Source organism: Kribbella sp. CA-247076, assembly GCF_050942445.1.
Lineage (GTDB): Bacteria > Actinomycetota > Actinomycetes > Propionibacteriales > Kribbellaceae > Kribbella.
Genome location: NZ_CP192051.1, coordinates 2,252,628 through 2,271,441 on the forward strand (window position 1 = coordinate 2,252,628; position 18,814 = coordinate 2,271,441).

General features: G+C 69.7%; 23 protein-coding genes and 1 tRNA gene. 16 read left to right on the forward strand and 8 right to left on the reverse strand.

The window, feature by feature from the left end; all coding sequences use genetic code 11:
- The first annotated feature begins 82 nt into the window (after positions 1-82).
- Both ACQPYZ_RS10905 and ACQPYZ_RS10910 read left to right on the forward strand, forming a co-directional pair.
- Positions 83-1,702, forward strand: coding sequence for an ATP-binding protein (locus ACQPYZ_RS10905; protein WP_433167338.1), 1,620 nt, complete (start codon positions 83-85; stop codon positions 1,700-1,702).
- Positions 1,699-2,382 (forward strand): response regulator, encoded by a 684-nt coding sequence (locus tag ACQPYZ_RS10910; RefSeq protein WP_433167339.1) that lies wholly within the window; start codon positions 1,699-1,701, stop codon positions 2,380-2,382. The genes ACQPYZ_RS10905 and ACQPYZ_RS10910 overlap by 4 nt, the downstream gene beginning before the upstream one ends.
- 224 nt (positions 2,383-2,606) lie before the next feature.
- Here ACQPYZ_RS10910 and ACQPYZ_RS10915 read toward each other — a convergent pair whose 3' ends face one another.
- Complete coding sequence (locus ACQPYZ_RS10915; RefSeq protein WP_433167340.1) at positions 2,607-3,263, reverse strand: GntR family transcriptional regulator; 657 nt, start codon at positions 3,261-3,263, stop codon at positions 2,607-2,609.
- Between the two features lie 79 nt (positions 3,264-3,342).
- Between ACQPYZ_RS10915 and ACQPYZ_RS10920 the strand changes: the two genes are divergently transcribed.
- The 5 genes from ACQPYZ_RS10920 to ACQPYZ_RS10940 are packed head-to-tail and all read left to right on the forward strand — an operon-like array spanning position 3,343 to position 7,793.
- A complete protein-coding gene (locus ACQPYZ_RS10920) occupies positions 3,343-4,410 on the forward strand; it encodes an Ldh family oxidoreductase (RefSeq protein ID WP_433167341.1) in 1,068 nt (355 codons plus the stop codon).
- A complete protein-coding gene (locus ACQPYZ_RS10925) occupies positions 4,407-4,721 on the forward strand; it encodes a putative quinol monooxygenase (RefSeq protein ID WP_433167342.1) in 315 nt (104 codons plus the stop codon). The genes ACQPYZ_RS10920 and ACQPYZ_RS10925 overlap by 4 nt, the downstream gene beginning before the upstream one ends.
- Positions 4,718-5,131 carry a cupin domain-containing protein gene (locus ACQPYZ_RS10930; protein ID WP_433167343.1) on the forward strand — a complete coding sequence of 138 codons (414 nt, stop codon included), beginning with the start codon at positions 4,718-4,720 and terminating at the stop codon, positions 5,129-5,131. The genes ACQPYZ_RS10925 and ACQPYZ_RS10930 overlap by 4 nt, the downstream gene beginning before the upstream one ends.
- Positions 5,128-6,504, forward strand: coding sequence for an aldehyde dehydrogenase family protein (locus ACQPYZ_RS10935; protein ID WP_433167344.1), 1,377 nt, complete (start codon positions 5,128-5,130; stop codon positions 6,502-6,504). Before ACQPYZ_RS10930 ends, ACQPYZ_RS10935 begins: the two co-directional genes overlap by 4 nt.
- 44 nt (positions 6,505-6,548) lie before the next feature.
- On the forward strand, positions 6,549-7,793 hold the full coding sequence (locus tag ACQPYZ_RS10940; protein WP_433167345.1) for a glutamate-5-semialdehyde dehydrogenase: 1,245 nt from the start codon (positions 6,549-6,551) through the stop codon (positions 7,791-7,793).
- On the opposite strand, the gene ACQPYZ_RS10945 is transcribed toward ACQPYZ_RS10940, so the two are convergent.
- Both ACQPYZ_RS10945 and ACQPYZ_RS10950 read right to left on the reverse strand, forming a co-directional pair.
- Complete coding sequence (locus ACQPYZ_RS10945) at positions 7,783-8,403, reverse strand: 4'-phosphopantetheinyl transferase family protein (protein WP_433167346.1); 621 nt, start codon at positions 8,401-8,403, stop codon at positions 7,783-7,785. The genes ACQPYZ_RS10940 and ACQPYZ_RS10945 overlap by 11 nt on opposite strands.
- Positions 8,400-9,260, reverse strand: a complete 861-nt coding sequence (locus ACQPYZ_RS10950; protein WP_433167347.1) for a winged helix-turn-helix transcriptional regulator — start codon at positions 9,258-9,260, stop codon at positions 8,400-8,402. Before ACQPYZ_RS10950 ends, ACQPYZ_RS10945 begins: the two co-directional genes overlap by 4 nt.
- An 89-nt stretch (positions 9,261-9,349) precedes the next feature.
- Here ACQPYZ_RS10950 and ACQPYZ_RS10955 point away from each other — a divergent pair, with 89 nt between their 5' ends.
- Positions 9,350-10,591, forward strand: coding sequence for an MFS transporter (locus tag ACQPYZ_RS10955; protein ID WP_433167348.1), 1,242 nt, complete (start codon positions 9,350-9,352; stop codon positions 10,589-10,591).
- On the opposite strand, the gene ACQPYZ_RS10960 is transcribed toward ACQPYZ_RS10955, so the two are convergent.
- Positions 10,493-10,948: an Lrp/AsnC family transcriptional regulator gene (locus ACQPYZ_RS10960; RefSeq protein WP_433167349.1), complete on the reverse strand. Its 456-nt coding sequence runs from the start codon at positions 10,946-10,948 to the stop codon at positions 10,493-10,495. The genes ACQPYZ_RS10955 and ACQPYZ_RS10960 overlap by 99 nt on opposite strands.
- Before the next feature lie 149 nt (positions 10,949-11,097).
- Between ACQPYZ_RS10960 and ACQPYZ_RS10965 the strand changes: the two genes are divergently transcribed.
- The 6 genes from ACQPYZ_RS10965 to ACQPYZ_RS10990 all read left to right on the forward strand — a co-directional run bounded on the left by ACQPYZ_RS10965 (position 11,098) and on the right by ACQPYZ_RS10990 (position 14,042).
- Positions 11,098-11,226, forward strand: coding sequence for a hypothetical protein (locus ACQPYZ_RS10965; RefSeq protein ID WP_433167350.1), 129 nt, complete (start codon positions 11,098-11,100; stop codon positions 11,224-11,226).
- A gap of 79 nt (positions 11,227-11,305) precedes the next feature.
- Positions 11,306-11,464 carry a hypothetical protein gene (locus ACQPYZ_RS10970; protein WP_433167351.1) on the forward strand — a complete coding sequence of 53 codons (159 nt, stop codon included), beginning with the start codon at positions 11,306-11,308 and terminating at the stop codon, positions 11,462-11,464.
- Positions 11,465-11,518: 54 nt separating this feature from the next.
- Positions 11,519-12,094, forward strand: a complete 576-nt coding sequence (gene nadD / locus ACQPYZ_RS10975) for a nicotinate-nucleotide adenylyltransferase (RefSeq protein ID WP_433169656.1) — start codon at positions 11,519-11,521, stop codon at positions 12,092-12,094.
- A gap of 7 nt (positions 12,095-12,101) precedes the next feature.
- Complete coding sequence (rsfS, locus tag ACQPYZ_RS10980; RefSeq protein WP_433167352.1) at positions 12,102-12,479, forward strand: ribosome silencing factor; 378 nt, start codon at positions 12,102-12,104, stop codon at positions 12,477-12,479.
- On the forward strand, positions 12,476-13,123 hold the full coding sequence (locus tag ACQPYZ_RS10985) for a histidine phosphatase family protein (RefSeq protein ID WP_433167353.1): 648 nt from the start codon (positions 12,476-12,478) through the stop codon (positions 13,121-13,123). The genes rsfS and ACQPYZ_RS10985 overlap by 4 nt, the downstream gene beginning before the upstream one ends.
- A gap of 846 nt (positions 13,124-13,969) precedes the next feature.
- Positions 13,970-14,042 (forward strand) — tRNA-Ala (locus tag ACQPYZ_RS10990).
- A 204-nt stretch (positions 14,043-14,246) separates the two neighbouring features.
- Here the strand turns inward: ACQPYZ_RS10990 and ACQPYZ_RS10995 are convergent.
- Together ACQPYZ_RS10995 and ACQPYZ_RS11000 are read right to left on the reverse strand one after the other, a co-directional pair.
- A complete protein-coding gene (locus tag ACQPYZ_RS10995) occupies positions 14,247-14,816 on the reverse strand; it encodes a hypothetical protein (protein ID WP_433167354.1) in 570 nt (189 codons plus the stop codon).
- Positions 14,817-14,882: 66 nt separating this feature from the next.
- Positions 14,883-15,521 carry a chloramphenicol phosphotransferase CPT family protein gene (locus ACQPYZ_RS11000; protein WP_433167355.1) on the reverse strand — a complete coding sequence of 213 codons (639 nt, stop codon included), beginning with the start codon at positions 15,519-15,521 and terminating at the stop codon, positions 14,883-14,885.
- Between the two features lie 211 nt (positions 15,522-15,732).
- Between ACQPYZ_RS11000 and ACQPYZ_RS11005 the strand changes: the two genes are divergently transcribed.
- Positions 15,733-16,032, forward strand: coding sequence for a helix-turn-helix domain-containing protein (locus ACQPYZ_RS11005; RefSeq protein WP_433167356.1), 300 nt, complete (start codon positions 15,733-15,735; stop codon positions 16,030-16,032).
- Between the two features lie 62 nt (positions 16,033-16,094).
- The gene (locus ACQPYZ_RS11010; protein WP_433167357.1) at positions 16,095-17,375 is read left to right on the forward strand and encodes a type II toxin-antitoxin system HipA family toxin; all 1,281 of its coding nucleotides are present in this window, start codon (positions 16,095-16,097) and stop codon (positions 17,373-17,375) included.
- Between the two features lie 76 nt (positions 17,376-17,451).
- Here the strand turns inward: ACQPYZ_RS11010 and ACQPYZ_RS11015 are convergent, their stop codons facing one another.
- Together ACQPYZ_RS11015 and ACQPYZ_RS11020 are read right to left on the reverse strand one after the other, a co-directional pair.
- Positions 17,452-17,787: a hypothetical protein gene (locus ACQPYZ_RS11015; protein WP_433167358.1), complete on the reverse strand. Its 336-nt coding sequence runs from the start codon at positions 17,785-17,787 to the stop codon at positions 17,452-17,454.
- 276 nt (positions 17,788-18,063) lie between these two features.
- On the reverse strand, positions 18,064-18,723 hold the full coding sequence (locus ACQPYZ_RS11020) for a DUF4097 family beta strand repeat-containing protein (RefSeq protein WP_433167359.1): 660 nt from the start codon (positions 18,721-18,723) through the stop codon (positions 18,064-18,066).
- Between the last annotated feature and the right edge of the window lie 91 nt (positions 18,724-18,814).

Sequence of the window (18,814 nt, forward strand, 5' to 3'; positions counted from 1 at the left end):
CGTTGTGAACGCAATGTGCGTTGTGTTCATTGTGCTCACGCCAAAGATGGCGCGATCCGGCCGTCGGCAGCACAATCGAGCCGTGACGGCGAGGTGGCAAGCGCTTCTGGGCCGGCGTCGGTGGACGCTGGCCGGGCGGATGCTGGCCATGCAGCTGCTGATCGTTCTCGTCGTCCTGGTCGGCGTCGCCGCGGTCTCGCTGGCCCAGTCGAACGCGCGCTTCCGCGACACCGAGGGCCGGCGGGCGCTGGCGATCGCCGAACAGCTGGCCGTGACGTCGGGCGTCCGTGAGGCGGCCGCGTCGAACGGCGCGCCGGCCTTTCTCAGCCAGGTGCAGTCGACCGTGACGTCCGGCGCGACGTTCTCGGGGTCGACGTACGTGCTGGTCGCGGTCCGGGACCGGCGCATCGTCGCCTCGTCCGATCCGTTGCCCAAGACCTCGGTCGCGCGGGTGCAGGCGACCGACGCGTTCCTCGGCCGGTCCTGGATCGGGCAGGACGAGAACACCGGTGCCGCGCTGGCGATGGCGCCGATCATCAACGTGGAGACCCGCGAGACCGACGGGGTCGTCGCGGTCGGCCGGCAGTACCCGTCCCTGGTGGCCAACCTGCGGGAGGCGCTGCCCAACCTGCTCACCTACCTCGGGATCGCCAGTCTGCTCGGGGTCCTCGGGTCGTTGCTGCTGGCAAGAACGGTCAAGCGCCAGACGCTCGGGCTGGAGCCGCGGGAGATCACCGGGTTGGTGGAGCAGCGTGAGGCCCTGCTGCACGGCATCAAGGAAGGCGTGCTGGCGGTCGACCTGCAGCGGCGGATCACGATGGTCAACGACCAGGCCGCGCACCTGCTCGGTATCCCGCTGGCCTCGGCGGGGCAGGCGTTGGACGAGGTGGACGACACCGGCCGGCTGCTGGAAATCTTCGACGGTCCCGAGCGAGCGACGGACCAGGTCCTGCCGCTGCACGGCCGCGTGCTCACGCTGAGCCGGATGCCGGTCCGCAGCCACGGCCGCCAGATCGGCTGGGTCGCCACCTTCCGCGACCGCACCGAGCTGCTCGAGCTCCAGCGGGAGCTCGACCTGACGCGCAACACCACCGACACGCTGCGCGCGCAGGCGCACGAGTTCAGCAACCGCATGCACATCGTCAGCGGGCTGGTCGAGCTCGGCGAGTACGAGGAGGTCCTGCGCTACATCCAGCAGGTCGCCGCCGACCAGACCGAGCTGACCGCCGGCGTGACCGCGCGGGTGGCGGATCCGGCGGTGGCCGCCCTGCTGATCGCGAAGTCGTCGCAGGCGGTCGAGCGTGGCGTCACCTTCGAGATCGAGCCGGGGAGCCTGCTGCCGCGGCTGGACGAGCGGCTCGCGACCGACGTCTCCACGGTGCTCGGCAACCTGGTCGACAACGCGCTGGAGGCGGCCGCGGGTGGGCCCGATCCCTTCGTGGGCGTCCAGGTGCTCGAGTGCGACGGCGCCGTACGGATCCAGGTCCGGGACTCCGGGCCGGGGGTGGACAGCGCGATGCAGCATCGGGTGTTCGCGCACGGGTTCAGCACGAAGAGCAGCGAGTCCGGCGAGCACGGGATCGGGCTGGCGCTGGTCCGGGTGATCTGCCGCAAGCGCGGCGGCGACGTGACCGTGCACAACGACGCGGGCGCCGTGTTCGTGGCGACCCTGCCGATGCTCGCGCCGGCGGTGCGGACATGATCCAGGTGCTGGTCGTCGACGACGACTTCATGGTGGCTCGGCTGCACTCCAGCGTGGTGTCCCGGCACCCCGGTTTCGAGGTGGTCGGTGCTGCGCGCAACGGTTCCGAGGCGCTGGCCGCCGTACGCTCGCTGCGGCCGGATCTCGTCCTGCTCGACATCCATCTGCCGGACATGAGCGGTCTGGAGGTACTGCGACGGTTCCGCGAGTCGTCGGCGGACTATCCGGTCGACGTGATCGTGATCAGCGCGGCGCGGGACCTGGACAGTCTGCGGACGGCGTTGCGCGGTGGCGTGTTCCAGTACCTGGTGAAGCCGTTCGAGATCGAGTCGCTCCGGAGCAAGCTGACGGAGTACGCCGAGCATCGGGCCGAGCTCCAGCGGTTGACGGACATCGACCAGGCGGAGGTCGACCGGGTGTTCCGGGCCCAGGGGAGCCGGGGCCCGTCGACCGCGCCGAAGGGGATCAGCCCGGAGACGACCGACCTCGTGGTCCAGGCGCTCGGCGATGCGCCGGCGGACGGGATGTCGGCGAGCGACTGTGCGGCGGTGACCGGGCTGTCGCGCAGCAGCACCCGCCGCTACCTCGAACACCTGGTCACCATCGGCCGCGCGGAAATGCGCCCCCGCTACGGCGTAGCCGGCCGCCCCGAACGCCGCTACCACCTCCTCCGCCGCTGAACCCCGCCGCCGGGCCCGCGCTCTACCCGGCCCGCCGCCGGGGGCCTTGAACAGGAAATGGGGGCCTGCCACCCGGAATAACCTGTTCAAGGTCCCCACGGGATGTCCACACCCCCGGGAGCTGCCGGGTACGGCGTGCGGACTGAGGCGGGGCGGACTGGGCGGACTGGGCGGGAGCGGTGGGTGGGTGGGATGGGTCCGGAGTGTGGGCTGGGCGGGGCTTGCTAGGGGAGGCGTTCGGTGATGGCTTGTAGGGCGGTGTTGCGGGCCGTCAGGACGTGCTCTTCGGCGAGCTCGCGGGCTCGGGCGGCGTCTCGGGTGAGCAGGGCGTCGAGGATGGCTCGGTGTTCTTCCAGGGCGGCGGTCCGGCGTAGTTGTGACTGGTTCGTGAAGGCTCGGTAGCGCGCCATCTGACCGTCCACCTGCTGGTGGAGCCGCGCCGCCCACCCGTGCGCGGCGATGTCGGCGATCGCGAGATGGAAGTCGTGCCCGGCGTTCATCGCGTCCTCGGCGAACTCGACCAGCCGCTCGTTCCGCGCCACCAGCCGCGTGAGCACCTCCGCCCCCGCATCGGTCATCCGCTCGGCCGCCTCCGCCGCCATCAACCCCTCCAGCGAGGCCCGGACGGTGTACAGCTCGTCGATCTCCTGCGCCGACAGCGACCGCACCACCATCCCGCCGGTCGGCAGCTGGTCGACCAGGTCCTCGGCGAGCAGCAGGCGCAGCGCCTCCCGCAGCGGCGTCCGGCTGACCTGCAGCTGCTGGGAGAGCTCGGGCTCGAACAGCCGCCGGCCCGGGGGCAGCTCGAGCGACAGGATCTGCCGTTTCAGCTCGGCGTACACGACCTGACCGCCGGAGGCGCGCCGCAGTTTGTCCGTCATCCGGTCTCTCCTTTGCACACTTGTATACAAGTATGCTTCCGTAGGTCCTGTCATCGTAACCGCCGGATCGGAGCATCGGATGGCCTCAGCCCAGCGGATCCGCCCGGACGCGCTGCTGTCGTTCACCGCGGCCGTCCTGCGCGCCGAAGGCGTCCCCGGTCCGGACGCGCAGCTCCTCGCCGACACCCTGGTCACCGCCGAGCTCTGGGGTCACGCCTCCCACGGCCTACTCCGCCTGCCCTGGTACGTCGCCCGCCTCCGCACCGGCGCGATGGCGCGGATCACCAGGAGCGAGCGCGTCCGCGACACCGGTGCGCTGGTGGTCCTCGACGGCGGCGACGGCATCGGACAGGTGATCGCCGACCACGCGATCACGCTCGGCGTCGAGCGGGCCCGCGAGTACGGCGTGAGCGCGATCGGCGTCCGGAATTCCGGGCACTTCGGTACCGCGGCGTACTTCACCCGCAAGGCCGCGGCCCAGGGCTGCGTCGCCTTCCTGTGTACGAACGCCAGCCCGGCCATGGCGCCGTGGGGCGGCAAGCAGAAGAGCATCGGCACCAACCCGTGGTCGATCGCGGCGCCGGCCGGCCGGCACGGGACCGTGGTGATGGACCTGGCCAACACGGCCGTTGCCCGCGGCAAGGTCTACCTGGCCGCCGAACGCGGGACCGAGATCCCGGCGGGCTGGGCGGCCGATGCCGACGGCAACCCGACGACCGATCCACGGCGTGCGATCGAGGGCCTGATCCTGCCGATGGCCGGGCCGAAGGGGTACGTGATGTCGTTCATGTTCGACGTCCTCGCCGGCGTCCTGACCGGCAGCGCGTTCGGTGCCGACGTCGCCGGTCCCTACCAGCCGGATGCGCCCAGCGGGGTCGGCCACCTGCTCCTCACCGTCGACGTCGCCGCGATGGACGACCCGGCGGCGTACGCCGAACGCGTCGAAGCCCTCGTGGACGTCACCCACGCGGCCGAGACCGCTCCCTGGGCGGACCGCATCCTCGTGCCAGGCGAGCTGGAGGACCGCAACCTCGCCGCGAACACCACGACCGGCATCACCCTGACGGCCACGACCTGGACCAGCCTGCTCACCCTCGCCGCCGAGACCAAGGTCAACCCACCACCCACGGAGGAAGTTGCCGCATGATCAGCCTCACCGTCTCCCTCCAGGTGGTCCCTGGGCATCTCGACCGCTTCGTCGAGGCGATCCGGACGCAGGCCGAGCGATCGTTCACCGACGAGCCCGGCTGCCTGTACTTCGACGTCAGCCAGGACACCGCCGACGACCACCACTTCACCCTGTACGAGCTGTACGCCGACGAGGCCGCGGTCGAAGCCCATCGCCAGGCACCGCACTTCAAGGTCTGGCGTGAAGCCGTCGCCGAACACGTCGTACCGGGCAGCCAGGCCAACACCCTGGCCCACCGCCTGATCCACCACGCTGAGGAAACCCGATGAACCTACTCATCCGTCCGGGCGAGATCGAGCCGTTCGACCGCGGCAACGGGGTCGTCACCCTGCCGTACGTCGGCCGCTGGAACTCCGAGACCAACCGCATCACCACCGGCCAGACCGTGTTCGCGCCGGGCACCGGCCTCCCGCTCCACAGTCACAACGTGGAGGAGTCGGTGCTGATCCTCGAGGGCGACGCGATCGCGGAGATCGACGGCGAGCAGTTCGACCTGGTCGCGGGCGACGCGACCTGGGTGCCGGCCGGCGTACCGCACCGGTTCCTCAACCGCGGCAGCACGCCGATGCGCATCTACTGGGTGTACGGCGGCCGCGACGTCACCCGGACGATGACCGCGACCGGTGAGACGTTCGAGCACCTCTCGGAGAACGACCGTGGCGGGTTGAGCGCCCGATGATCACCACGATCGATCCGGCCAGCGGGAAGACGCTGGCGACGTACGGCGCGATGACGCCGGCCGAGTTGGAGCAGGTCGTCGTACAAGCCGCCGACGCGGCCGGGGCGTGGGGCCGCGTGGCGGTGAGCGACCGGCTGGCGGCGCTGACCCGGCTCGCTGCGGAGCTTCGCGGCTCGAAGGATGCACTCGCCGCAATGATGACGGCCGAGATGGGTAAGCCGATCGGTGAGGCCGAGGGCGAGGTGGAGAAGTCCGCGGTCACGGCCGAGTACTACGCGACCAACGGCGGCGCGATCCTGGCCGACGAGCCGGTGACGGTCGACGGTGTCCGGGCCTGGGTCTCGTACGAGCCGATCGGCCTGGTGCTCGCGGTGATGCCGTGGAACTTCCCGCTCTGGCAGGTGATGCGGTTCGCCGTACCGACGCTTGCTGCGGGCAACGGGGTGCTGCTGAAGCACTCGCCGAACGTGACCGGGTCGGCGCTGGCGATCGAGCGGTTGTTCCGGGCGGCCGGGTTCCCGCACCACCTCGTCCGCACGCTGGTGGTGGACGAGCCGGACGTACCGGCGACCATCGAGCAGCTGATCGCGGACGACCGGATTGCGGCGGTCACGCTGACCGGCAGCAACCGGGCCGGATCCGCGGTCGGCGCGGCCGCCGGGCGGGTGTCGAAGCGCTCCGTGCTCGAGTTGGGCGGCTCGGACGCGTTCGTGGTGCTCGCCGACGCGGACGTCGAGGCAGCGGCCGCGGCGGCGGTCCGGGCACGGTTCACGAACTCCGGTCAGAGCTGTGTGTGCGCGAAGCGGTTCATCGTGGAGGAGGCGATCGCGGACGAGTTCGTCGACCGGTTCGTTCAAGGGGTGAAAGAGCTGACGGTAGGGGATCCCACCGATCGCGGGACCGCCGTCGGGCCGCTGGCGCGCGACGACCTGCGGGCCGCGCTGCAGCGGCAGGTTGCCGAGTCGGTCGCGGCCGGAGCGGTCCTGGTGACCGGTGGCGCGAGCATCGACGGGCCGGGGTTCTTCTTCGAGCCGACCGTGCTGACCGGGACCGCTCCGGGGATGCCGGCGTTCGACGAGGAGACGTTCGGCCCGGTCGCCGCGGTGGCGGTGGCGCGGGATTCCGACCATGCGGCTGAGCTGGCCGGGGCGACGCAGTACGGGCTCGGGTTGAGCATCTGGACCGGGGATCCGGCGCGTGGCGTCGAGTTGGCACGGCGGATCACTTCGGGAGCTGCCTTCGTCAACGCGGTCGTGGCCTCCGACCCGCGGGTGCCGTTCGGCGGGACGAAGCGGAGCGGCTACGGCCGTGAGCTGGCCGGACACGGGCTGCGCGAGTTCACGAACATCCGCACGTACTGGGTTGCCGGCTGAGACGTCCGGGTGGCCCGGCGGGGGAGCGCCCTACGATAGGAAGGGTGAGCGAGATCATCGAGCTGGCCCGCCGGGCGCGCGAGGCGTCGTACGCGCTGGCGGAGGCCTCCCGGGCGACCAAGGACGCGGCGCTGCACGCGATGGCGGCGGCGCTGCGGGCGAACACGGACACCATCGTCGCGGCGAACGCGAAGGACGTCGCGGCCGCGCGCGAAGCCGGTACGCCGGAGTCGACGGTGGACCGGCTGGCGCTGAACCCGGACCGCGTGGACGCGATGGCCGCCGGTCTCGAGCAGCTCGCCGGGCTGACCGACCCGGTCGGTGAGGTCGTCCGCGGCTACACGCTCCCGAACGGGCTGGAGCTCCGGCAGGTCCGTGTGCCGTTCGGCGTGGTCGGGATCATCTACGAGGCCCGGCCGAACGTGACCGCCGACGCGGCCGGCATCTGCCTGAAATCCGGCAACGCGGTGCTCCTGCGCGGGTCGTCCTCGGCGGCCGCGTCCAACGAGGCGATCGTCGCCGTACTGCGGGACGCTGCCTCGGAAGCCGGTCTGCCGGCCGATGTGGTCCAGGGCGTGCCGACGGATCGGGCCGCGGTGAAGGAGCTCATGCAGGCGCGCGGGCTGGTCGACGTACTGATCCCGCGGGGTGGTGCCGGGCTGATCCAGACCGTGGTGTCCGAGTCGACCGTGCCGGTGATCGAGACCGGGGTCGGCAACTGTCACGTCTACGTGGACGCGGACGCGGATCTCGACCTCGCGCTGACGATCCTGCTGAACGCCAAGACCCAGCGGCCGAGCGTGTGCAACGCGGCCGAGTCGTTGCTGGTGCACTCGTCGGTGGCCGAGGAGTTCCTCGCGCGGGCGCTGCCGGCTCTCACCGAGGCGGGCGTGACCGTCCACGGCGATCCGGCAGTGGTTGCCGCTGGCAAGGACGTGGTGGCGGCGACCGAGGAGGACTTCGGGGCCGAGTACAACTCGCTGGATCTGTCGGCGGCAGTGGTCGACTCGCTGGAGGCCGCGGTGCGGCACATCCGCCGCTACAGCTCGGGTCACACCGACGCGATCATCACGCGCTCACAGGCCGCGGCCCGCCGGTTCGTGGCCGCGGTCGACTCGGCCGCGGTGGTGGTGAACGCGAGCACACGGTTCACCGACGGCGGCGAGTTCGGGTTCGGCGCGGAGATCGGCATCTCGACCCAGAAGTTGCACGCCCGCGGTCCGATGGGGCTGCCGGAGATGACCTCGACCAAGTACGTCGTCACCGGCGAGGGCCAGATCAGAACCTGAACGTCCGCAGGACGGGAGGCTCCACCGACTGGATCGCGAGCGCGCCCACGTAACCGGGATCGGTGGTCAGGTCCAGCAGTTGAAACCCGGCCGGCGGACCCGTGATCGTCCGCAGGTCGGTCCGGAGTCCGTCGCCGGTCGCCTTCACGACGGCCTCCTTGCGCGTCCAGGCCGTGGTGAACGCCAGGGCCCTGCTGCCGTCCCGGGGCAGTGACGCGGTCTCGGCGGCCGACAGGCTGATGCGCGCCAGCCCGTCGACATCGAGATCCGGATCGACCTTCTCCACATCGAGCCCGACCGGACGATCGCTCACCGCGACCCCGACGAGGTCGCCGGAGTGCGTCACGGACAGTTCGACACCCTCCGCTCGCACCTTCCCGTGCGGTTTCCCGCACTCCGGGCACGTCCGGTCCAGCCGGATACTTGCCGCGGGCAACGAGAAGCGGGCGGCGAGAACCCGCCGTACGATCGTGCAGCCCAGCAGGAAGCGCGCCTTGTCGGCGGCCCGCACGTAGGCGGTCAGCCGACCGAGCTCGACCGGGTCCAGGTCGGGGGCGAACTCGTCCCGCACCTGCCCGATCCGCCCCCACCACAGCTCGACCTCGGTCATCCTGCGAGGGCCCACTCGACGGCCTCGGAGATGTCGGTCACCGGGTAGCGCACCGCCTGGACTACGCGATCCGGGCCGACCACGAGTACGACTCGCTTCAATCGCTCGTACCCGCCGGCCCGGAACGTCGGCAGGCGGAGGGCGGCGGCGAGTTCGAGGTCGAGGTCGGACAGCAGGAGGTGCGGAATCTCCTCGGTGGTCGCGAACGCTCGCTGTTCGTCCGGGCGCTGGGTGCTGACGCCGCGGACCGCGAGTCGCTTCGCGGTGAAGTCGTCGTACCGGGCGGCGAAGAGGCGGTTCTCCAGCGTGCAGCCGCTGGCTCCGGCGATCTCGCTCCAGCCGTCCGGGAGCGGGGTGGGCCGTCCGGTCGCCGGGTAGCCGAAGAGTACGGTTGCGCGGGCGTCGGTGTCGACCACGTCGAGCGTCGTACCGGCGGTGGACGGGAGAGCGACCTCAGGGATGCGCTGCCCGGTGAGCTGGTGGATCCGATGGGCGGGCGGCTCGGCGTCGGTGTTGGTGCCGGTGAGTGAGCCGTCGCCGAGGAGCCAACGGTCGCCCCAGTCCTGGAGCGCGACCAGCACGGGCAGCAGGGCCCGGCCGCGCGGCGTGAGGTGGTAGGCGTAGCGGGTCGGCCGGTCCTGGTACGCCGACCGCTCGACGATCCCGCTGTCGAGCAGGCCGGCCAGCCGCTCGGTCAGCACCTTGCGGGAGATGTGCAGCGAGTCGGCCAACTGGTCGAACCGGTCGAGGCCGCGGGCCAGGTCGCGGACGATCAGCAGTTCCCAGCCGTCGCCGATCACGCCCAGGGACTGCGCGATCGCACAGTCCGGCTCGGGCTCGAAGCTGCTCCGCCGCACGTTGCCCCCAATCCGGTTGCCACCACGCTAGCCCGACGAGTAAGTTCCTATCAGGAACTCACTCTAGCCGTGCTCTCTGTGGGGGTGCCATGTACTGGCGACGGATCGCGGAACTGCCGGGATGGCTGAAGGCGGTGATGGCCGGGCAGCTGGTGAATTCGGCGGGGGCGCTGGCGTGGATCTACCTCACGCTCTACCTGGTCGAGGACCGCGGGATGTCGGCCGGGGAGGCCGGCTTCGCGGCGGCGGCGTACGGCGTCGGTCTGCTCGGCGGCAACCTCGGCGGCGGGTGGTTCGGCGACCGCTTCGGGCTGCGGTCGGCCGCGGTCGCGAGTCAACTCCTGTGGGCGGTGTCGTGTGCGGCGATGCCGTTCGTGCCGACCGCCGGTCTCGGGGTGCTCGCCGCGGTGGCCGGGCTGTTCGGGGGAGCCAGTCGGCCCAACCTGAGTGCCTTGGTGGCGACCGCGCTGCCGGACTCGCGTCGGCGGGAAGGCATCGCGCTCTCGCGGACGGCGAGCAACGCCGGGTTCACCATCGGACCACCGCTCGGCGGACTGCTGGCTGCATTCGACTTCTCGTTGGTCTTCGTGCTGGACGCGGTGTCGAGTCTCGTCCTGGCGGTAATCGTCTGGCGGTTCGTGCCGGCCGGCCGTCGTACTGTCGCGCGGGTTTCCGCCGGGTTGTGGCGGGCGTTGTTGCGGGATCGGTCCGTGGTGGTGCTGCTGGCGACGATCGTCGTGGTGGACACCGTGTATCGGCAGGTGTTCGCGACCATGCCGTTGTTGCTGCGGGACGCCGGTTCGCCTGCGGTGGCTTATGGGGTGCTGATCGGGCTGAGCTCGGTGGTGATCGTGTGCTGCGAGGCGCCGCTCGCCGTCCGGCTCCGCGGTCACCGCGCCTTTCGGGTGATCGCTGTCGGCTTCGCGCTGGTGGGATCGGGGTTGGCGGTGCTGGGGGTGCTGCCGGCGCTCGGGGTCTTACAGGTGCTGGCCGGGGCGACGCTCGCGATCGTGGTGATCACGGCGGGGGAGATGCTCTACAAACCGACCGCCACGGCCTACGTCGCCGACGCCGCGCCGGAGGGGATGGTCGGCCGGTACTCGAGCCTGTACGCCGCCGCGTCGATCAGCGGGATGTTCCTCGCGCCAGCGCTCGGCGGATCGGCGTACGAACACGCTCCGGGGCTGCTCTTCCCGGTCGCGGCGGGGCTGGCGCTCGCGGCGGGCGTCGTACTAGCCCTGGTCGGGGAGCGGGGCCGGGCGGCCCTCCCAGCGGGTCGACAGGACGACGGTCGTGCGCGTGCGGACCACGCCGTTGACGCGGCGCAGTGAGCCGACCACCGCTTCGAGCTGGGTGACGTCGGGGACCCGGACCTTCACCACAAGCTCCTGGTCGCCGGCGACGAACCAGCAGTCCTCGACCGCGACGATCTCCCGGACCTGCTCGACGATGTCGTCGGTCTCCACGTCGTCGCGCTGGAACAGCCCGATCAGCGCGCTCGTCCCGAGGCCGACCCGCTCCGGCGCGACCACGGCGCGGTACCCGAGCAGCACTCCACGTTCCTCCAGCCGCCGTACCCGCTCCTGGACGCTCGGACCCGACAGCCCGACCACGCGGCCGAGCTCGGCCCAGCTGGACCGGCCGTTCGCCCGGAGTGCCTCGATCAGCTGCCGGTCGATCACGTCCATCGGCGTACATCCTCCCGTTTGCCACAGATTCTTAGGCCTGTGGTCCAATCTACCTTCAATTCGTTTGTGTATGCTGCGGGCGCGGCGTAGAATGTGTGGTGTCGGGATCGTCCGTCCCGATACCGTCGTTGCTACCCAGTGAAGGAATCATGATCACCCCCGAAGTCGCCCGTGCACATATCGACGAGCTGCACCGCGCCGCCGCCCGGTACAACCGCGCCGCCGCCGTTCCGTCCGTCTGGCGCCGGCTGCTGACCCGCCACATCCGCCACAGCTGACCCGACTCCCGCGCGACCGGTGAGCCCGCTGGGCGCCCGGTCGCGCTCCTGTCGGTGGACACGAGATAGGCTCTGAGGCATGCAAACGCACCTGCTGCCGCTGTTCGCGGCTGTCGAAGAGGCCGGCGCCGAGGCTGCGCACATCTCGCCGTGGTGGTACGGCGGGTTCTCGCTGTTCGTGCTCGTCCTGCTGCTCGCGATCACGGTCATCATGGGCAAGGGGCGGCCGCACAGCTGAGCGGCCTGACGAGCTGACGTGGCACTTGTGGAGCGGGTCCGGCGCCTCGGCGTGATGGGCGGCACGTTCGACCCGATCCACCACGGTCACCTGGTCGCCGCCAGCGAGGTGCAGTCGTACTTCGACCTGGACGAGGTCATCTTCGTCCCGACCGGCCACCCGTGGCAGAAGTCGGAGCGGAAGGTCTCGCCGGCCGAGGACCGCTACCTGATGACGGTCATCGCGACGGCGTCGAACCCGCGGTTCTCGGTCAGCCGGGTCGACATCGACCGGCCGGGGCCGACGTACACGATCGACACCTTGCGCGACCTGTCCAAGCTGTACCCGGACGCCGAGCTCTTCTTCATCACCGGTGCCGACGCGCTCGCCCAGATCCTCACCTGGCGCGACGTCGACGAGATGTTCAAACTGGCCCAGTTCGTCGGGTGTACCCGGCCGGGCACCGAGGGTCTCGAGCTCCCGCTCGACAAGCTGCCGATGGACCGGATCACCCTGCTCGAGGTGCCCGCGCTGGCGATCTCGTCCACCGAGTGCCGCGAGCGGGTCGCCAAGGGCAACCCGACGTGGTACCTCGTGCCCGACGGCATCGTCCAGTACATCGCCAAGCGTGAGCTCTACACCAACCGTTAGGAACCAGATGCCAGCCACCGAACGCGCCATCGAGCTGCTCACCGCGGCGGCCGAGGCGGCCCACGACAAGAAGGCCGAGAACGTCCTCGCGTTCGACGTCTCCGAGCAACTCGCCATCACCGACGCCTTCCTGGTCGCGTCCGCCTCCAACGACCGCCAGGTCCGCGCCATCGTCGACGCCGTCGAGGAGAAGCTCCGGGTCGACTTCGACGCCAAGCCGGTCCGCCGCGAAGGCGCCCGCGAAGGCCGCTGGGTGCTGCTCGACTACCTCGAGGTCGTCATCCACGTGCAGCACTCCGAGGAGCGCAGCTTCTACGCCCTCGAGCGGCTCTGGCGCGACTGCCCGGTGATCCCGCTGCCCTCGCCGATCCCTTCCGCAGAATGACGGCAGGCCGCCTGATCGTCTGGCGTCACGGCCGGACGGAGTGGAACCTGCAGGACAAGATCCAGGGCCAGGCCGACATCCCCCTCGACGACGTCGGCATCTCCCAGGCCCGCGCCGCCGCCGCTCGGCTGGCCTCGCTCGCCCCGACCCGCCTGTTCGCCAGCGACCTCCAGCGCGCCGCCGCCACCGCCGCCGAGCTCGCCGCCCTCACCGGCCTCAAGGTCGAGTACGACGAAGCCCTCCGCGAGATCGACGTCGACGACTGGGCCGGCATGACCATGGCCGAGCTCGCCGCCATCCACCCCGAGGCCGCCGCCCGCATCCGCGCCGGCGAACCCCAACGCCGCGGCACCGCCGGCGAAACCGTCGAAGAGGTCGCGCTGCGGTTCTCGGCCGCACTCGAGCGGATCGCCGACCAGGGCGGCTCCGCGGACACAGTCGTCGTGGCCACCCACGGGCTCGCCGCCCGGGTCGGCATCTGCGTGTTCCTCGGCATCCCCCAAGACCACTGGCCCGCGTTCGGCGGCCTCTCCAACTGCAACTGGGTCTCCCTCCTCCCGAGCCGCAACCACCGCTGGCGAATCGAAGAATGGAACGCCGGCTCCCTCCCCGAACCAGTAATGAGCGACGACCCCCAACGCTGAGGACCGCCAAAGGACGCCGCTCCGCGGCGGCGGAGCTTCCGGCGCCTTCGGCGCGCCGCGAACCGCAGTCCGGCGCACTGCGCTCGGCGTACAACCGCGAACCCGTAGAAGGACGCCGCTCCGCGACGGCAGACCTTCCGGCGCCTTCGGCGCTCCGCGAGCCGTGGTGGACGTACAAGGTGGTCGGCGGACCACCGTGGACGGGTGTACGAGACGCGCCGGACGACGGTGGACGGGTGGGATGGACGCCGCTCCGCGGCGGCTGACCTTCCGGCGCCTTCGGCGCGCCGCCAGCTGTGGCTGGGCTCACCGCGCTCGGCGGACGACTGAGCCGCGTGCAGGACACGGCTCAGTGGCGGCAACGCGGTCGCCCGGGCGTTCGTCTGTCACCCTTCGGTCTCCGGCACCCGTCGACACGGCGCGCGCCCGGGGTCCGGCGTCCTGCGCTCGGCGGTGCCCCGGAGTCGCAGCACACGTAGGCGGTGACCGAGGGTGCTACGTACGCCCGCTGGCTGCCCGCGCCTCGGGGGCCGGGAGCGGACGTGCGGGCCATCACAATTCTCGACTGCCTCGCGTTCCAGGCGTGCCGCCGGCGGCGGCCTTCGCGTTGTGATGGCCTGGCGGTCCGTCGGCGCGATCGATCTGCGACGGTCGGCGGCCGTAAGCCCCGTCGCGACCGGGCCGCCGTACGTGCTCTGGTTCGATGCGGGATCGTCGGTGACGCAAGGCAACAACCGCGGTGCCTATGTGCGTTCTCCGGAGCTACCGGGGAGGGGTGTATCCGATTTTTCTTTGGAGCCACTCATCCGCTAAACTTCCGGAGTCGCAAGACACCGCAACACCTTCGGGGCTTTGGCGCAGTTGGTAGCGCGCTTCCATGGCATGGAAGAGGTCAGGGGTTCGAATCCCCTAAGCTCCACCGCAAGATCCAGCAGGTCAGGAGGCATTTCCGCCCCCTGACCTGTTCTCGTTGAGGGGTCTGTGGGAGAAGTTTGGGAGGACCGCTCGCCTCCCGCAGCCAACGCCTCGCCTCTCGCTCACAGCCTCCTCGATGGTGTCGCTGTCAGGCGAGAGGCGCCGACGAGCGCGCACCGCCCAGGTCGCGGTCGAGATGTCTGGGGCGCTAGCGCGCCCGGACTCGCACGCTCTTAGGATCGGTGGCCCGTAGCCTGGCCGGCCACGGGAAGTCCAGGGGCTCGGGACTTGCGCTCCACTGTTCGCCGAGTTCCCGCAGCACAGTCGTGGCACGGTCGATGTCCTCGTCCGGATACGGATAAGGATCCTGAGAGATGACTCCCCAACTCTCGCGCACTTGGGCGTACGGCGTCGGTCGCCGCTTCTCGACGGCTTCATGGATGACCGCCGCAATCGCCTCACTGACTCCGATACCCTTCGCGGCCTTCACGATGCGGTCGCTACGGACCTTGGCGTCGTAGCGTGCCTTGCCCTCGATCTGAGTCATGGTCGAGAAGACCGCGCCTGCCGCGATCACGCCGAAGATCCCGTCGGCGATGCCGAGCTCCCGTTCGGTCACCGCATGCGAGAGGTCATGCGGTACGCGCCACTTGCGTGTGTACGACGAGAGCGTGAAAACTGCGCCGTCCGCCCGCCGAATCAACGTCAGGCTCTCGCCGCGCGGATCGTGCAGGAAGGTGAGACGCATGTCATCCAGGGTGGCGTCGCGCTCGGACATGCACCAATGGTTTCCGCTCCGACTGCGCAGATTCCGGGCACGAGTCAGCCCTCCGATCTGTGCTTGTCACCGTCGTCCATGACGGTTGTCGATGTTGCCGACATCACCGCTCATCTGCCACAGATCGAGTGTGCTTGATGCGATTTGGTTGGCGCAGGCTTCTGTTGGTTGGGTGGTTGTGTCTACCCGGAGGTCGTACGGCATGCCTTCGTGGATTCGGGTTTCGGACCAGCGGGCGAGGCCTGTGCGTCCGTTGCGTGCGGTCTCTCGGCGTTCCAGTTCATCGAGGTTGCAGTGAACGCCTACCGAGAAGACGTCGAGGTCAGCGAGAGTTGCTAACCAGTGGTCTCTTACCTCGGGTCCTAGGATCAACTCGTCGACGATGACGCGGTTCCCGGCCTGGACGAATTCGCGTACGGCTCGGTGAAAGCCCTTCAGCATGCGCAGGCCGACCGGGCCGTACGAGATGGCGGTGACGGGCTTGCCGTTCTCCTCCGGTAGGTCTACGTACTGGAATCCCTGGTCCCGGGGAGCGCCCATCGGACCGCCGGCCCACTGGGGCGGGACCATTGCGAAGCACGTGTCCAAACCCATCAGCAGATAAGGCTGGTCCAAGGTGTCCTGCAGCGCATTGCCCAACGTCGTCTTGCCGGAGGACGAGGCGCCGTTGAGAAAGATGACCGAAGGCGTGGAGGTCCGCGTCACCGCACGAGCGTAACGGCGCCCGGGTCAGTGGAGTGCCTCGCTGGATGGCGTTCGCGTTGCACTGAGACCGAGTTCCCTTCGGCTGGCGTCGACGAAGGCTTACTGGCGATACGCCGAGGGGGCCTACAAGCGCTGAGGAAGCCACAACGGCCGCCAGAGTGCGCGTTATCCGGTATAGTGGTCAGTCTGGTGGTCACTAAGGAGGTGGCTGATGTTTAGGCCAGTACCCGCGCGGACTCGGTTGGGGGCGGAACGGATCGGGGCGTATCTGACGGCGTGGCGGAAGCTTCAGGGGCTGACCACCGCGCAAGTGGCCGAACGGGCCGGGATCTCTCGAGGGACACTGCGGAAGTTGGAGCATGGCGAGACGACCGTCGGCCTTGACGTACTTCTCAATGTGACTCGTGTGCTGGGCGCACTTGACCGGGTGGTCGCTTCGTTCGATCCGTACGAGACCGACCTAGGGCGGGCGCGTGCGGACGAGGCGCTCCCGAAGCGAGTGCGGACGTGACGTCTTCGCTCCTGGTCAGCGTCGAGATCGACGGCGAGCCGGTCGACGTCGGCACGGCGTACTTGACTCAGCGTCGAGGTTCATCCACCTCCTTTCAGTACGCTCCCAGCTACCTCGGTCGTAAGGGCGCGTACGCCGTCGACCCCGCCGTCGAGCTGTTCGCCGGCCCTCAACGGATCGAGGGGCTCCCAGGCGCATTCGCGGACTGTTCGCCAGACCGTTGGGGCAGAAACCTCATCACCAAACGCCACCAAGCACTGGCGCTCAGAGAGGGCCTGAGCCCACGGTCGCTGGGTGATGTGGACTACCTCATCGGTGTGAGCGACCTGACGCGGCAAGGCGCACTTCGATTCAGGCTCGATGCCGATGGCCCCTTTCTCGACCCTGACCTGCAAGTGCCGAAGTTGGTCGAGTTACCGCGACTGCTCCACGCAGCCGATCAGGTCGCCGAGGGCAGGGACGACCTCGCCGCGATCAAGGTGCTACTGGACGCGGGCTCGGGGTCACTTGGCGGTGCGCGACCGAAGGCATCGGTCCGGGACGAGGGACGATTGCTGATCGCAAAGTTCCCGCACCGTGGTGACGACTGGGATGTCATGGCCTGGGAGAAGACAGCGCTCGACCTGGCTGAGCGGGCTGGGATCGAGGTCCCGGGAAGTGAGCTGCTACAGATCGACGGCCGCCATGTACTGGTGCTCGAGCGGTTCGATCGTGACGACGTACGACGCCGTGGGTACATCAGCGCGATGACTTTGATCGAGGGACGCGACGGGGATGTCCGCGACTACGTCGAGCTTGCGGAGACGCTGACCGAGCACGGCGCGCGAGTGAGGACGGACCTCCACGAGCTCTGGCGGCGAATCGCCTTCTCGGTGGCGATCCACAACACCGACGACCATCTGCGGAACCACGGTTTCCTGCGCGATGCAGGTGGATGGAGGCTGTCGCCGGTCTTCGACATCAACCCGAATCCGAACATCTCCGAGGAGCGGGTGACCGGGATCGGTGGTGCACGCAGCCGAACGGACGAGCTGACCGGGTTGATGATGTACTCCGAAACGTTCGACCTGAGTTCACGCGAAGCCCAGCAGATCCTGCGGGAGGTCGACGATGCGACCGCGGACTGGCGCAGAGTCGCCGCATCGCACGGGATCGGCGAGGCCGAGCGGCGCCGTTTCGAACCTGCCTTCGAAGGACTGCGAGAGCAGATCGGGTCGATCATTGGCGGAGCGTCGGTCGATGTGCGCGTGCGGTCTGGCGACGGTCGGCAGTCACGGGTGCCGAAGGGCGCCAAGGGGGCCGGCCGGTTCGCCGCCCGGCCTGGCCGTGGACGCCCGTCGTGATGCTTTGCGCTCGGCTTGGTGTTGCCGACACGTCGCCGTACGTCACTGCCGGACCCTAAGCTGCGCGGTCGTGCGGTTAGCAGGGGGTTGCTGTTAGGCGGATGTAGTAGACGGGGGTCCAGTTGTAGAGGTCTCGGACTGGGGGTGGTTCGCAGCCCAGTTGGTTGCCGTTGGCGCCCAGGATTCTCATGGCGGCGCCGAAGCCTTGGGTGTTGTTGGCTACGCCTACGCCGAACCAGTTGTGGAGGGTGTAGGTGCCGTACTTGTAGAACTTGAACCAGTAGTAGCCGTTGCCGTAGGGGACGGAGGCGCAGGCGTAGCCGACGTCGCAGTTGACGCTGGGGCTGCCCGGCGGGAGGTACACCCGGGACGCCGCGGCCGGCGAGGTCGTCGGCGCCGCCGCAGCCGCCAAAGGCGCCGCCGCTGCCGAAGTCGCCGCTGCCAAAGGCGCGGCCGCCGGAGGGGCGGGTGACTGGTCTGGGAATGGTGGGGGCGCTGCGTGGGTGGGGGTTGTGGTGAGCGCCAGGAGGGTGGTGAGCAGGGTCAGGGCTGCGGTGGCCGTTCGCGTTCGGGGTCCCATGAGTCCTCCCAGGGGATTGTCGACGGTTGATTCAGTCGACCACCGCGGGGTGTCACGGGGCGGACCTTTCCAACAGGCTCGAAAAGGTCCGCCCCGTCGGTGACTCGCTCAGAGGGCGTGGGCGGTGATGTCTCCTTGGGTGGTGGTGGCGTGGATGGTGACGTCGGGGGTGTCGGCGGCGTTCTTGAGGGTGTTGTCGATGCGGCCGAGGGTGGTGCCGGCGTCGAGGGTGGCGGCGGCAGACGAGCCGACGGTGATGTTGCCGGCCTGGGTGCGCAGTACGACGTTGCCGCGGACGGCGTCGGTGATCCGGATGTCGCCCTTCGACGCGGAGATCTCGGCGGAGCCGTCGAGGCGGGTGATGGTGACGTCGCCGGCCGCGATGGTCAGCCGGGCGTTCGCGACCTCGTCGAGCTCGATCGCGCCGTGGGCGCCCTCGTACGCGAAGTCGCCGTACTGTCCGGTCGCCCGGAGCTCGGCGCTGGCCGCCTTGGCCTCGACCTGGGAGCCTGCCGGCAGGTTGACGGTGACGTCGACGGAGCCGGAGCTGCCGAGGATCTGGTTCTTCACCAGGCCCTGGATCCGGAGTACGCCGTCCGCGTAGTCGACCGTGGTGTCCTCGGCCGCCTGCACGTCCCGCTTCTTCGCGGCGTTCGCGGGCTGGACGTCGACGGTGGTGTCGGTCCGGTCGGTCGCGACGAACTGGATCCGGCCGGCCGGGATGTCGAGGACGACGGAGACCGGGGCGGTGGTGGCGAAGGTGTGCATTGTGTGCTCCTCAGGAATGTGTCGAAACGTGGTGACAGGAGCAACTCTGACGGGGTGCGCTGACACCGCCCCGCCACCGCACTGACGCGGC

Excerpts from the sequence above, each read along its gene's own strand:
- ACQPYZ_RS10910 (WP_433167339.1), top strand. The coding sequence starts at position 1,699 with ATGATCCAGGTGCTGGTCGTCGACGACGACTTCATGGTGGCTCGGCTG.
- ACQPYZ_RS10915 (WP_433167340.1), bottom strand. The coding sequence starts at position 3,263 with ATGACGGACAAACTGCGGCGCGCCTCCGGCGGTCAGGTCGTGTACGCC.
- ACQPYZ_RS10920 (WP_433167341.1), top strand. The coding sequence starts at position 3,343 with ATGGCCTCAGCCCAGCGGATCCGCCCGGACGCGCTGCTGTCGTTCACC.
- ACQPYZ_RS10925 (WP_433167342.1), top strand. The coding sequence starts at position 4,407 with ATGATCAGCCTCACCGTCTCCCTCCAGGTGGTCCCTGGGCATCTCGAC.
- ACQPYZ_RS10930 (WP_433167343.1), top strand. The coding sequence starts at position 4,718 with ATGAACCTACTCATCCGTCCGGGCGAGATCGAGCCGTTCGACCGCGGC.
- ACQPYZ_RS10935 (WP_433167344.1), top strand. The coding sequence starts at position 5,128 with ATGATCACCACGATCGATCCGGCCAGCGGGAAGACGCTGGCGACGTAC.
- ACQPYZ_RS10945 (WP_433167346.1), bottom strand. The coding sequence starts at position 8,403 with ATGACCGAGGTCGAGCTGTGGTGGGGGCGGATCGGGCAGGTGCGGGAC.
- ACQPYZ_RS10955 (WP_433167348.1), top strand. The coding sequence starts at position 9,350 with ATGTACTGGCGACGGATCGCGGAACTGCCGGGATGGCTGAAGGCGGTG.
- ACQPYZ_RS10960 (WP_433167349.1), bottom strand. The coding sequence starts at position 10,948 with ATGGACGTGATCGACCGGCAGCTGATCGAGGCACTCCGGGCGAACGGC.
- ACQPYZ_RS10965 (WP_433167350.1), top strand. The coding sequence starts at position 11,098 with ATGATCACCCCCGAAGTCGCCCGTGCACATATCGACGAGCTGCACCGC.
- ACQPYZ_RS10970 (WP_433167351.1), top strand. The coding sequence starts at position 11,306 with ATGCAAACGCACCTGCTGCCGCTGTTCGCGGCTGTCGAAGAGGCCGGC.
- nadD (WP_433169656.1), top strand. The coding sequence starts at position 11,519 with ATGGGCGGCACGTTCGACCCGATCCACCACGGTCACCTGGTCGCCGCC.
- rsfS (WP_433167352.1), top strand. The coding sequence starts at position 12,102 with ATGCCAGCCACCGAACGCGCCATCGAGCTGCTCACCGCGGCGGCCGAG.
- ACQPYZ_RS10985 (WP_433167353.1), top strand. The coding sequence starts at position 12,476 with ATGACGGCAGGCCGCCTGATCGTCTGGCGTCACGGCCGGACGGAGTGG.
- ACQPYZ_RS10995 (WP_433167354.1), bottom strand. The coding sequence starts at position 14,816 with ATGTCCGAGCGCGACGCCACCCTGGATGACATGCGTCTCACCTTCCTG.
- ACQPYZ_RS11005 (WP_433167356.1), top strand. The coding sequence starts at position 15,733 with ATGTTTAGGCCAGTACCCGCGCGGACTCGGTTGGGGGCGGAACGGATC.
- ACQPYZ_RS11020 (WP_433167359.1), bottom strand. The coding sequence starts at position 18,723 with ATGCACACCTTCGCCACCACCGCCCCGGTCTCCGTCGTCCTCGACATC.